Source organism: Bradyrhizobium sp. P3_C3 (genome assembly GCF_056402655.1).
This window is the reverse complement of the sequence record NZ_JBFUGY010000001.1, coordinates 269013-281054: the sequence shown is the minus strand read 5'-3', so window position 1 is coordinate 281054 and position 12042 is coordinate 269013. Positions and strand designations below refer to the sequence as shown.

Genomic DNA, 12042 nt, shown 5'->3' with positions numbered 1-12042 from the left:
ACCTCGGCCAAATCAGCCCTGCGCCGCGGCCGGCTGCTTGGCTTTCGCCTCGATCTGGCCGATGGCATCGACCACGGCATCGAAGGTCAGCAGGGTCGAGGCGTGGCGCGCCTTGTAGTCGCGGACCGGCTCGAGGAACTTGATCTCTTCCCATTTGCCTTCAGGAGGCGCGCCGTTCTCCTTGAGCATCTTGCGAACGGTTTCGCGTAACTCGCGGAGTTCGCTCGCGGTCGAGCCGACGACGCGACTTGCCATGATGGATGAAGAGGCTTGTCCGAGGGCACAGGCCTTCACGTCATGGGCGAAGTCGGTGACCTTGTCGCCCTCCATCTTGAGGTCGATCTTCACGGTCGAGCCGCACAATTTGGAGTGGGCGGTGGCGGTGGCGTCGGGGTCCGGCAGCCGTCCGAGGCGTGGAATATTCCCGGCCAGTTCGATGATCCGCTTGTTATAGATGTCGTTCAGCATGTGATGGAGTCCAACACTTCCGCACCGGATCGGCCTTGGCGGGCGCCGTCCACGGTCCTATATAGGGTCGGAACTGGCGGAAAAACAGTCCAGCGGTGCGGCGGCAGCGGTCCAGATCTGCGCTGCCCGCGTGATGACCCAAGGGCCTTTTTCGTCAAAACTGTTCTCTTCAGGCGTCCGGCGGCTTGCCGCCCCGTCTGCCGGTGACACTCCGGCCGTGAGGCCGTCGAACGGAGTAGACATGGACGCTGCGATCACATCCATCCGCCCGGGCAAGCCCTCCGACCGCCAGCCCGAGAGCCGCCCGGCTGAGCTCGACCCTGCCGAATTCCTCGCGGCCGCCGTCCGCGCCGACCAGCCGCGCCCCGCGCGCGCAGAGGCGGAAGCAGCGGTGAAGACGCTGCTCGCCTATATCGGCGAGAACACCGCGCGCGAAGGTTTGCTCGACACGCCGCGCCGTGTGGTCGAGGCCTTCGACGAACTCTATCAGGGCTACCACCAGTGCCCGGCCGAGGTGCTCGACCGCACGTTCGGCGAGACGGCCGGCTATGACGACTTCGTGCTGGTGCGCGACATCGAGTTCACCTCGCAGTGCGAGCATCACATGATGCCGTTCTACGGCAAGGCGCACATCGCCTATACGCCGGTGGAACGCGTCGTCGGCCTGTCGAAGCTTGCGCGCCTGACCGACATCTTCGCCCGCAGGCTCCAGACCCAGGAGCACATGACGGCGCAGATCGCGGCGGCCATCGACGAGATCCTCAAGCCCCGCGGCGTTGCCGTGCTGATCGAGGCCGAGCATACCTGCATGTCGGTGCGCGGCGTTGCCAAGCATGGTGCCTCGACCTTCACCAGCCGCTTCACAGGCATGTTCCGTGACAATCCGGCGGAGCAAGCCCGTTTCCTGTCCCTGGTGCGAGGCACGACGCGCTGACCTCGCGAAGGTCTATGTCCGCGTCATGCGCTAGCGAGGACGCCCGTGTCCGCTCACTCCCATGAGATCGAGGAAGGCCTCGCTTTCCTGCCGAAGTTCGACGCCGCCGGCCTCGTGACCTGCGTGGCGACCGACGCCGCCACCGGTGACGTGCTCATGGTCGCGCACATGAACGACGAGGCGCTGCGCAAGACGATTGCGACCGGCGAGGCCTGGTACTTCAGCCGATCGCGCAATGCCTTGTGGCGAAAAGGTGAGACGTCGGGGCAGACCCAGCGCGTGGTCGAGATCCGCACCGATTGCGACCAGGACGCGGTCTGGATCCGTGTCGAGCAGATCGGCGCGGCCTGCCACACCGGCCGCCGGTCCTGCTTTTACCGCAAGGTCGAGGCCGAAGGCGGCGGCGCCAAGCTGGTCTTCATTGATGCGGACAGGTTGTTCGATCCGGACGCCGTCTACAAGAAATAGCCGGCCGTCACCCCGAATTCGGGCCGCAATGACGGGAACGGCCAGATTAACCCCGCATTAACCATACCTGTCCCACGGTGAGACGACAGGCGCCGAATTGCCGGCGTCGCTCAACGCCGCACGGGGCGGGCACTCCATCATGTCGGTCGACAATTCCAGTGCCTCTCAGACGACGGGTCTCGATCCGTCGCGGGCACGCGTCGCCGGCGCGATCAAGCAGGTCTCCAACCGGACGGGCGTCAGCTTTCAGTACATGCTGACGACCGCCAAGATGGAATCGGATTTCGATCCGACGGCGGGAGCCACCACGTCGTCCGCCCACGGGCTCTACCAGTTCATCGACCAGACCTGGCTGGGTACGGTGAAGGAGGCGGGCACCCAGCTCGGCTATGGCAATTATTCCGACGCCATCACCAGGACGTCGTCGGGCGGCTACGCGGTCGATGATCCCGCCATGAAGCGGTCGATCATGAAGCTGCGCGACGATCCGGAAGCCGCCTCCACCATGGCCGCAGCGCTGACGCAGTCGAACAGTTTCAAGCTCACCGGACTGCTGGGCCGCAGGCCGTCTGACAGCGAACTCTACATGGCGCATTTCATGGGTCTCGGCGGCGCCGCAAAGCTGATCGCCAATGCCGAGGACAATGCGCAAGCGGTCGGTGCGCGGCTGTTTCCTAACGCGGCCTCCGCAAACCGCTCGATCTTCTACGCCAGGGACGGCCGCGCCCGCAGCGTCTCCGAGGTCTATTCGGTGCTCGACTCGCGCTACGCCAACGCGGCGAATTCGAAAGCGACCCGCAGCGCAATGGCGATGTATGGCGAATCGCCATCCACGACGCAGGTCGCAAGTGCCAACGGCGTGCAGCCCACCGCGCCTGTCATCGACAACGCCGCCTATCTGCAGACCTTTCCGGAGGCGCGCGGCGTGACGCCGGTGAGTGCGACGTCGTCGTCAACGGCTGCGGACAACACGCCGATCACACCCGCATTCCGCTCGATCTATCAGCCCGGCGATACCACGCAGCCGGTTTCGACCACGGTGCAGAAATTGTGGGGCAACAACGCCTCGCTTGCTTCGATCGCATCGGCGACGCCTGACGTGCGCCCGCCGCAACCGCTCGATCTATTCAGCGATCGCAGCGGTACGTTCTCGAGCTGATCGTCGCGCGAATAACCCGCTCTCGTGTCCCGGACGCGTGGCAGGCGCCTTTGTTCCCTTAACAAAACGTCAATAAAACCAGCCAGTTATGGTGAACGCTTTGTTAAGCGTCGTGGTTTATTTTGTGTTGCAGGTGACAAGCCGTCACCGTTTTCGTTTGTTGTGTAAGCCGGAAGCAGCATGATTGTTCGGCAGTTCATCAATTGGATCAGGACGGCGCCCGCCGGCGAGCGGGCCGAGGCGACGCGGGCATTGGCCCGGGCCTGGCTGATCTCAGACCTTTCCCATGACGACCGTATCGCGGCCGAAGGCGCGCTCCTGATGCTGCTCGACGATCCCTCGCCGCTGGTGCGGCAGGCGATGGCCGAGGCCTTTGCGCGCAGCACGGATGCGCCGGCATCGATCGTGCGGGCGCTGTCGGCGGACCAGCCGACCGTCGCGCTGCCCGTGCTCGAACATTCTCCGCTTCTGATCGACGCCGATCTCGTCGACATCGTCGCAACCGGCAATGACGAGGTGCAATGCGCGGTCGCCCGCCGTATCGCGTTGCCGGTATCGGTCTGCGCCGCCATTGCCGAAGTCGGCTGCGCGGCGGCAGCCCTCGAGCTGATCGAAAATCCCCACGCCGAGCTCGCGCCGTTCTCCTGGAATCGCATCGTCGAGCGCCACGGCCATCTCGCCGCGATCCGCGAGGCGATGCTGGTGCTTGAGGATCTGCCGGCCGCGACGCGCGCCGCTCTGGTGGCCAAGCTCTCCGAGACCCTTGCACAATTCGTGGTGGCGCGGAACTGGCTGAGCGCCGATCGTGCCGAGCGCATCACGGTCGAGGCGCGCGACCGCTCGACCATGAACATCGCAGCGCGCTCGCGCGGCGAGGACATGCAGGGCCTCGTGCGCCACCTGCGCATCACGGGCCAGCTCACCGCCGGCCTCATCCTGCGCGCGCTGCTGTCGAGCAATCTCGATCTGTTCGACGCGGCACTCGCCGAACTCGCCGACCTGCCGCTGGCACGCGTCTGTGCGCTGCTGCACGACCGTGGCGGCAACAGCCTGCACGCGCTGCTCCGCCGCGCCGGACTTCCCGAGGCGACCTTCGCGGCGTTCCAGGTCGCACTCGATGCCTGCCACGAGCAAGGTTTTGTCGATACCGATGATGGCGCGGCGCGGCTGCGCCGGCGCATGGTCGAGCGCGTGCTCACCCATTGCGAGACCGACCGCGGCGCGACCGAACCGCTGATGGTCCTGCTCCGCCGCTTCGCCACGGAATCCGCGCGCGAAGAGGCAAGGTTGTTCTGCGACGAGCTCGTCGCGGATGACGCGCTCGATCCGATCTATGACGACCTGATCGCGGCGTAGCGAGACGCCGTAGGGTGGGCAAAGGCGCGTAGCGCCGTGCCCACCATTGATCCGCACGGCTTATATTAGTAGGTGGGCACGCTTCCGCCTTCGCTCTTCGAGCTACGGCGGACGAGTCGCTTTGCCCACCCTACGACACTTGCGCTCGCAATAACGAGAGGAGAGAGCGGGAGCCGCTACTCCGCCGGCACGATGCTCGGTGCCAAAATCACCTCGAGATGCTCGGGGCGGTCGCGGTTGGCGTGGGCGAGATAGTCGTCGGCGACCTTGCGCAGGCGGCGGCTGAGCTCGGCCGAGACGCTGATGCTGTCGAGCTTGGTGTTTTCATGCACGATGGCGAGGATGGCGTTGATGTGGTGCGTGAACAGCTCGGCCGGCACCTTGTCGAGATCGGGCGCGTGCTCGATGACGCGGCACAGGCTCTCCGCAACTCCCGCCGCCGCCGGATAGCCGAACGTCGCAGCGTCGCCCTTGATGTCATGCGCGGCGCGGAACAGCTCGTCGCGCCGCTCCTTGGTGAAGCCCTCATGGCGAACAGCGACGTAAGCGGCCGACAGACGATTGACCTCGGTCGTCATCCAGTCCTTGAACTCACTGGAGAGGCCCGCGAGCGCCTGCTCGGCGCGGGCGACCGGATCGTCCAGGTCCTTTTCTTCGACACGGCGCAGAACCTTGCGCAGCGGATTGGGCTGCGTGATCACTTGGTGCGTGGCGAAGGCCGTGACCTCGATGTCCTTTGCGCCGTTCTTCGCCATGATGTCTGCCCCGATCGAAACGTTGCGCTAGATGGAGGAACGAGCCTTGTCGAGCAGCGAGGGTTGCTGGAGCACCTCGTGCTTTTCGCCGACGCGGCGCTCGGGGCCCATATAGGCGGAGTTGGTGTTGCGGCGTCGGTCCGGACCGAAATAGGTCTTGGTCTTGATGAAGGGCCGGGGATTGGCGACGACGTTGAGGATGCGCTGGTAGAGGCCCTTGGCGGAGATCGGCTTGGCCAGGAATTCGGTGACGCCGGCATCGCGCGCGACCGTGACGCGGCGTTTCTCGGAATGACCGGTCAGCATGATGATCGGCGCGTAGGGATTGCCCTTGGATTCCGGCTGCCGGATCATCTGCGCGAGCTCGAGCCCGTCGAAGATCGGCATCGCCCAGTCGGTGATGACGATGTCGGGCACGTAATGGCTGTACATTTCCAGCGCGGTGGCGCCGTCCTCGGCCTCATAAACCTCGCGCGCGCCGAAGGAGTGCAGCAGCGTCCGCAGGATGCGGCGCATGTGCGGATTGTCGTCGCAGACGAGGAAGCGCAGCTTGTTGAAATCGATGCGGAACATGACGCCTGGGCCGGAGCGGTCAACTTTCGTTAACCATATCGCGGCGGGGGTTAAGGAAGGGTTGCTGCCGGCATTTCGCGGAGTACGTGACGAGGGAAGGGGTTAATATCGTAATTCTGCCATTTTTTATTGTAAAACGATAAAAATATACAATTAAATGGGAGCTAGTCCGATGAGCGTCGTCGCGTTTCCTTTTCCTGCGCCGGTCGAGCCGCGGTTGCGGCGCATCGGACGGATCGTGGCCGTCGGCGCGCTCCTGTGCGTCGCCGGCGCTGTGCTTGCGGTGCCGCTGCTCTGGTCGAGCGACGAGATGCTCCGGCACTGGATCGCGACCCAGTCCCCGCTGGGGGCGCGGCCCTTCACGCTCAATTTCAGTACGCGCCTCGCCGGCGCCCTGATCAGCCTGATCGGACTTGCGCCTGTTCTCTACGCCTTGTTGCAGCTCTCGATGTTGTTCTCCCGCTTCGCGCGCGGCGAGGTCTTCGTGACCGACAACGCCTGGCGTATCCGCCGGATGGGCCTCGCGCTGATCGCCAACGCGCTGATGTCGCCGCTGGTGCAGATGCTCACCACGATCAACCTGACGCGGGCCAACCAGCCGGGCCAGCTCGTGGTCATGTTCGGCATCGAGCAGTCGCATGTGCTGTCGGTGCTGAGTGGCCTCGCGCTCGTCGCCTTCGCGACCGTGATGGCCGATGCCGTTCGCATGTGGCACGAGAACAGTGAGATCATCTGACCATGCCGATCATCGTCAACCTCGACGTCATGCTCGCCAGGCGCAAGATCAGGTCGCGCGAGCTTGCCGCGCGCATCGAGCTCACGGAGGCGAACGTCTCCCTGCTGAAGTCGGGCAAGGTGCGCGGCATCCGCTTCGACACGCTCGAGCGGATCTGCGCCGTGCTCGACTGCCAGCCCGGCGATATCCTGGAATATGTCCCTGACAGCGCGGACGACGCGCTGGAGCCGCGCGGGGCCGGCCGGAAATCGGCCTAGCCAATCCTTCAAGTCCAGATTGGAGATGCCTGCGATGAACCGCCTGGCGCGTGTTCTTGCGAGCGCGGCTGCGCTCATGCCTGCCGGTTGCAGCTCGGTGCCGCTGACATCGATCCCGCCGCTTGCCCGCATCGATGCCAGGACGACGGATCTGTCGATGCTGCGCGTCGCCGTGCAGTTGCCTGACGCGCTGCGGCCACGTTCGGGCGGCGTCAAGCTCGACGTCGTCACCAAAGTGGCCGGCGAGGCCGAGACCAAGACGAGCTTCGCCATGATGGAGATGAGCGACGCGCGAGATCGCGCCGGCCTGCCTGCGCCGCCGCTGGGCTCCTCGACCTACGCCTATCGCTTGTCGCCGGGCGATGCTGCACGCTTCGAAGCGCTGCGTGCGTCGATGGTCGAGCAGGGGAAGCAAGGCAAACGCGGGTCGATGGGGCTCGGCGTGGCAGCCAAGGAATTCTGTCGTGCGAACGCGGCGCCGCAGGGATCGCTGCTTGTCACGATCTATCTGATGACGTCGGAGACGAAGAGCTTCGTTCCCGTCGTCAGGGATTTCGATCTGCTCGGTGATCCCGCCATGGCGGGCGGCCTGGAATCGATTCAGCCTTGCGGCCAGTGATCCGCGCCGGCGCTCAATAGCCGAACTGCTCGCGCAGGATGCGCTCTTCCAGGCTGTGGCCGGGATCGAACAGCATGCGCATCGAGATGGTCTTGTCGGACAGCACCTCGACGCGGCGGACGTCGCGCACCTCGTCATGGTCGGCCACCGCCGCCACCGGCCGCTTGTCGCCCTCCAGCACCTCGATCACGACGTAAGCCGTATTGGGCAGGAGCGCGCCGCGCCAGCGGCGCGGGCGGAAGGCGCTGATCGGCGTCAGCGCCAGCAGCGCGGCGTTGATCGGCAGGATCGGTCCCTGCGCGGACAGATTGTAGGCGGTGGAGCCGGCGGGCGTCGCCACCATGATGCCGTCGGCGATCAGCTCAGCCATGCGCTCGCGCTCGTCGATCAGGATACGCAGGCGCGCGGCCTGGTAGGTCTGCCGGAACAGGGCGACCTCGTTGATGGCGTGATGCAGGTGGACGCGGTCGTTCACGTCGGTCGCGCGCATCAGGAGCGGGTTGATCTCGGATTCCTGCGCCGCCTCGAGACGGTCGCGAAGGTCGACCGTCGAGTACTCGTTCATCAGGAAGCCGACGGTGCCGCGGTGCATGCCATAGATCGGTTTGCCCGAGTGCATGTTCTGGTGCAGCGTCTGGAGCATCAGTCCGTCGCCGCCGAGCGCGACCACGACATCGGCGTCGTTCGGGTCGCAATTGCCATAGTCCCGAGTGAGCTGGCCGAAGGCGGTTTGCGCCTCGCTGCTTGGGCTCGCGACAAAGGCGATCCGGTTGTATCGCGCTGGCTTGGTCATGGCTTCCGGGCAGGGCCGCTGGCTGGAGAAAGTTCCGCCGGGCTCGTCTATACGACCTGGGCCTCCATTGTCGAGAAGGACCGCTGTTCAAGGCAAACAGCGTCCATCCCGATTCAGGGCAAATCCGGGTCGATTTGTGCTCGCCCGGCTTCTTCAGGCGCCGCCGGGCCAGCTATCCCCCAAACTGTCGCAATTTCTCGCTAGCCTTGCGATGCTCGCCGGCTCTCGCAGCCGGACAAGGAGAACGATCATGGTCATGCGTTTGCCGGCGCTCCGCCGCGCGACCCTGGTACTGGCGGTGTCGACTTTCGCGCTCGCGGGATTTGCCCGCGCGGACGATCCGCCGCAGCCGCGCGCCGAGACGGCGGCCCCAGCGGGACAGAAGGGTGGTGGGCGCGGCGGCAACACGCCAGGCGCGTCACAGGGTTCATCGTCCGCCGCCGAGCCGCATCGCCTTCCGTCGGATTCGACCACCAAGCAGACGCTCGATCTGCCGGGCCGTGCACTCGACTTTACCGCGACTGCCGGCTCGATCCGCGTGTTCGACGGCAAGGGTGAGCCGCTCGCCGACATCGCCTATACGTCCTATGAGCTCGATGGTGCCGACCGCGCGACGCGCCCCGTGACGTTCCTGTTCAACGGCGGTCCCGGCGCGTCCTCGGCATGGCTCCAGTTCGGCGCTGCGGGTCCGTGGCGGCTGCCGCTCGATGGCGAAGCCCTGTCGCCGTCCGCCTCACCCGATGTGAAGCCGAACGCGGAGACGTGGCTCGACTTCACCGATCTCGTCTTCATCGATCCCGTCGGCACTGGCTACAGCCGTTTCGTTGCCAGCGGCGAGGACGCGCGCAAGTCCTTCTACTCAGTCGACGGCGACGTCAATTCGATCGCGCTCGTGATCCGCCGCTGGCTGGAGAAGCACGACCGGCTGACCTCGCCGAAATATGTCGGCGGCGAAAGCTATGGCGGCATTCGCGGGCCGAAGGTCGTGCGCCAGTTGCAGCTCCAGCATGGCGTCGGCGTCAGGGGATTGATCCTGGTGTCGCCGCTCCTGGACTTCCGCGAGTTCACCGGCACCAGCCTCCTGCAATATGTCGCGACGCTGCCGAGCTATGTCGCGGTGGCGCGCGAAGCCAAGGGGCCGGTCAAGCGCGCCGATCTCGCCGACGTCGAGGCTTACGCGCGGGGCGAGTTCCTGGCCGACCTCGTCAAGGGCGAGGCGGACAAGGAGGCCACCAATCGCCTTGCCGACAAGGTTGCCGAGCTCACCGGGATCGACCAGGCCGTGAGCCGCCGGCTCGCCGGCCGTTTCGACGTCGGTGAATTCCGCCGCGAGTTCGACCGCAAGAACGGCAAGGTGACAGGGCGCTACGACGCCTCGGTGCGAGGCTTCGATCCCTATCCGGATTCGAGCAGCTCCCGGTTCGGCGATCCCTCGGGCGATGCGCTCCAGGCGCCGCTGACGAGTGCGGCGGTCGATGTTCTCACGCGCAAGCTCAACTGGCGGCCGGATGGCTCCTATGAAGTCCTCAACGGCGCCGTCGAGGGCAATTGGGATTTCGGCCGCGGCATCAACCCGCCCCAGTCGGTGTCGGAGCTGCGCCAGATCCTTGCCACCGACGGAAAGCTGAACGTGCTGGTCGCGCACGGCCTATTCGATCTCGCCACGCCCTATTTCGGATCGAAGCGGGTGCTCGACCAGCTTCCGGCGTTCGCCACGCAGCGGGTCAAGTTCGTCGTCTATCCCGGCGGCCACATGTTCTATTCGCGCGACGGCTCGCGGCAGGCGTTTCGGAGCGAGGTCGAGGCTCTCATCCGAGAGTAGGCCGCCGCTTGCGCGGCGGATATCTCCGCGCGATCTCGCGCGCCACGACACGCTCCGGCTTGATATTGGCGCCGGCGATCCAGATGTCGCTGACCTTGCCGCGCGCGTCACGGACGCGGCGCACCGGCTCGCCGTGGCTGGAATAGCCGGCAGCCCAGGCGAGCTTGCCGGTGTCGCGGCCGGTGACCTCGATCTCGGCGGCATCCATGAACGGATTGATGAACTGCGGATTGGCGACCAGCACGCGGTTGCCCGCGGGGACGAGATCGGTTGCGCCCCAGATCGTCCACCAGCGGCCGTTCCAGTCGCGCACGCGGCGGTCGGGGGCGCCGCGAGTCCTGAACACGCGCAGGATCTGCATCGCGCCGTCCATCCAGAACGGCGCCGCGCCGTCGATGGAGTTGCTGAGGATACTGATCGCGAGCTCGCAAGCGGGGATGGAGCAGGTCCGGGAGATGTAACCCTGAAAATGGCCGCCATGGCCGAACCAGTCCCAGCCGTCGGTTTTGCCGGCGTTGATGCCAAGGCCGTAATAGGCCTCGAAACTCTGCGGGATGCGCCAGTGATGCCGGGTCATTTCGCGGCGGCTTGCGACTGAGAGCACGCTCTTCCTGGCGTTGGGCGCAAGCTGCGCGAAGAAGCGGGCCGTATCGCCGGCGGTGGCGGCGAAGCCCGTAGCGGACGCCATCGCGTGCGTCGGATTGTCGCCGGGGATCACGCAACGCTCGCCCAAGGGCACCTTTCGCGTGTGGCCGCGCGCGAACGATGCGCCCTTGGGAAGCGGCGCATCCGGCTCAGTCTCGCGCAGGCCTGCGGGCTCGATGATCTCGCGCTTGATCCAGGCGGCGTAGGGCTCCTTCGACACGGCTTCGATGACGAGGCCGAGCAGGCCAAAGCCGTGGTTGGAGTATTTGAAGCGCGTCCCCGGCTCGATCGCGGTCGGCAGCTTCAATTCCGCGAGCAACTCCCTGGCGTTGAGATAGGGACGGTTGTCGATGAACTGCCCGGAATCGGCGCCATCGCGCGTCAGCCCCGCGCTGTGCGAGAGCACCTGCGCAATCGTCGTCTCGGCGACGCGCGGATGCAGGCCGCCGACATGTTGGCCGACCGTGTCGTCGAGCCGCAGCTTGCGCTGGTCGCGCAGCTTCATGATGCCGGCGGAGGTGAAGCTCTTCGAATGCGAGGCGATACGGCAGCGGTGGCGCGGGGTGAGTTTTTCGCCGGTGTCGAGATTGGCAAGACCAAAGGCGTGCTCGGCGACGATTTCGCCGCGATGGGCAAATGCGACGATGACGCCGGGCTGCTGGAATGTCGTCTGTTGGAATTCGATCCAGGAGCCGATGTAGTCGATCGCGGATCGCAGCCACGTATCCATTGCGCACCAATTTGCGAGGGGAGCACTTGATGCGAGAGGCTAACCGAGAAAGCGGAACGGGCACAACCCCGAGGTTGTGCCCGTTCGTTTCGTTCGAGGATGCGATGTCTCAGTAGACGAGCGTCGCGCCGGTCGGCTTGTCGAGCGCCGCGGCGAGCGAGCGATACTCGGAGCTGTCAGTGCCGGCGAGCGAGGCGATCTTGTTCAGGTGGTACTGCGCCTGTTCGCGGTTGCCCTGCTCGAGCTGCCAGAGGCCGTAATACTGCCAGGTGCGGACGTGGTTCGGATCGTCCTTCAGCGCGATCTCGTAATAGACCTTGGATGACTGGTAGTCGCCGAGCTTGCGATAGGAGTAGCCGATCAAATTGGCGACGTCGGCGACGTCGTCGCGCTCGAGCGACTTCAGCTGGCCGATCGCGCTCGTGTAGTCGTGACCGTCGTAGATCGTGGTGTAGGCGGTGCGATAGGCCGCGAGGAATTTGGGATCGCTGATGGAGGAGCTCTTCTTCTTCCCCTTCTTGGCCGAGCTGTCCGACTTCGGCGGCGGCGAGGGCTCGTCGCTGCCCGCGGCGTAGGCGCTGGTCAGCATCGGTCCGGCGGCCAACGCCATCGAGACAAGCCCCGGTACCAGAAGCATGGAAAGTTTGCGCATCTATCTTCTCCCGTATGGAACGTGGCGATCCTACACGATTGCCCAAAGACCGGAACACCCAGAGGGCAAAAACAT

14 protein-coding genes are annotated in these 12042 nt (G+C 65.4%); 8 read left to right on the top strand and 6 right to left on the bottom strand.

What is annotated here, in order from left to right; all coding sequences use genetic code 11:
- Positions 1-12: 12 nt before the first annotated feature.
- Positions 13-468: an iron-sulfur cluster assembly scaffold protein gene (locus tag AC1DW2_RS01580; protein ID WP_014494348.1), complete on the bottom strand. Its 456-nt coding sequence runs from the start codon at positions 466-468 to the stop codon at positions 13-15.
- A gap of 241 nt (positions 469-709) precedes the next feature.
- On the opposite strand from AC1DW2_RS01580, the gene folE reads away from it, so the two are divergent.
- The 4 genes from folE (at position 710) to AC1DW2_RS01560 (ending at position 4385) form a co-directional block, all read left to right on the top strand.
- Positions 710-1402: a GTP cyclohydrolase I FolE gene (gene folE, locus AC1DW2_RS01575; protein ID WP_166342394.1), complete on the top strand. Its 693-nt coding sequence runs from the start codon at positions 710-712 to the stop codon at positions 1400-1402.
- A 45-nt stretch (positions 1403-1447) separates the two neighbouring features.
- On the top strand, positions 1448-1870 hold the full coding sequence (gene hisI, locus AC1DW2_RS01570) for a phosphoribosyl-AMP cyclohydrolase (protein WP_166342393.1): 423 nt from the start codon (positions 1448-1450) through the stop codon (positions 1868-1870).
- A 139-nt stretch (positions 1871-2009) separates the two neighbouring features.
- Positions 2010-3029 (top strand): lytic transglycosylase domain-containing protein, encoded by a 1020-nt coding sequence (locus AC1DW2_RS01565; RefSeq protein WP_477005123.1) that lies wholly within the window; start codon positions 2010-2012, stop codon positions 3027-3029.
- A 180-nt stretch (positions 3030-3209) separates the two neighbouring features.
- A complete protein-coding gene (locus AC1DW2_RS01560; protein WP_208087502.1) occupies positions 3210-4385 on the top strand; it encodes a DUF2336 domain-containing protein in 1176 nt (391 codons plus the stop codon).
- A gap of 176 nt (positions 4386-4561) precedes the next feature.
- On the opposite strand, the gene AC1DW2_RS01555 is transcribed toward AC1DW2_RS01560, so the two are convergent.
- Together AC1DW2_RS01555 and AC1DW2_RS01550 are read right to left on the bottom strand one after the other, a co-directional pair.
- Complete coding sequence (locus AC1DW2_RS01555; RefSeq protein ID WP_166092296.1) at positions 4562-5140, bottom strand: Hpt domain-containing protein; 579 nt, start codon at positions 5138-5140, stop codon at positions 4562-4564.
- 27 nt (positions 5141-5167) lie between these two features.
- Positions 5168-5713, bottom strand: coding sequence for a response regulator (locus tag AC1DW2_RS01550; RefSeq protein ID WP_008549760.1), 546 nt, complete (start codon positions 5711-5713; stop codon positions 5168-5170).
- A 172-nt stretch (positions 5714-5885) separates the two neighbouring features.
- Here AC1DW2_RS01550 and AC1DW2_RS01545 point away from each other — a divergent pair, with 172 nt between their 5' ends.
- The 3 genes from AC1DW2_RS01545 to AC1DW2_RS01535 are packed head-to-tail and all read left to right on the top strand — an operon-like array spanning position 5886 to position 7325.
- Positions 5886-6449, top strand: a complete 564-nt coding sequence (locus tag AC1DW2_RS01545; RefSeq protein WP_208087501.1) for a DUF2975 domain-containing protein — start codon at positions 5886-5888, stop codon at positions 6447-6449.
- Between the two features lie 2 nt (positions 6450-6451).
- The gene (locus tag AC1DW2_RS01540) at positions 6452-6706 is read left to right on the top strand and encodes a helix-turn-helix domain-containing protein (protein WP_049807677.1); all 255 of its coding nucleotides are present in this window, start codon (positions 6452-6454) and stop codon (positions 6704-6706) included.
- Positions 6707-6740: 34 nt separating this feature from the next.
- Positions 6741-7325 (top strand): hypothetical protein, encoded by a 585-nt coding sequence (locus AC1DW2_RS01535; protein WP_208087500.1) that lies wholly within the window; start codon positions 6741-6743, stop codon positions 7323-7325.
- A 13-nt stretch (positions 7326-7338) separates the two neighbouring features.
- Here AC1DW2_RS01535 and AC1DW2_RS01530 read toward each other — a convergent pair whose 3' ends face one another.
- Positions 7339-8118: an NAD kinase gene (locus AC1DW2_RS01530; protein WP_208087499.1), complete on the bottom strand. Its 780-nt coding sequence runs from the start codon at positions 8116-8118 to the stop codon at positions 7339-7341.
- A gap of 250 nt (positions 8119-8368) precedes the next feature.
- Here AC1DW2_RS01530 and AC1DW2_RS01525 point away from each other — a divergent pair, with 250 nt between their 5' ends.
- Positions 8369-9940, top strand: a complete 1572-nt coding sequence (locus tag AC1DW2_RS01525) for a S10 family peptidase (protein WP_208087498.1) — start codon at positions 8369-8371, stop codon at positions 9938-9940.
- Here AC1DW2_RS01525 and AC1DW2_RS01520 read toward each other — a convergent pair.
- Complete coding sequence (locus tag AC1DW2_RS01520; RefSeq protein ID WP_208087497.1) at positions 9927-11315, bottom strand: serine hydrolase domain-containing protein; 1389 nt, start codon at positions 11313-11315, stop codon at positions 9927-9929. The genes AC1DW2_RS01525 and AC1DW2_RS01520 overlap by 14 nt on opposite strands.
- 109 nt (positions 11316-11424) lie before the next feature.
- A complete protein-coding gene (locus AC1DW2_RS01515) occupies positions 11425-11967 on the bottom strand; it encodes a tetratricopeptide repeat protein (protein ID WP_028150223.1) in 543 nt (180 codons plus the stop codon).
- Between the last annotated feature and the right edge of the window lie 75 nt (positions 11968-12042).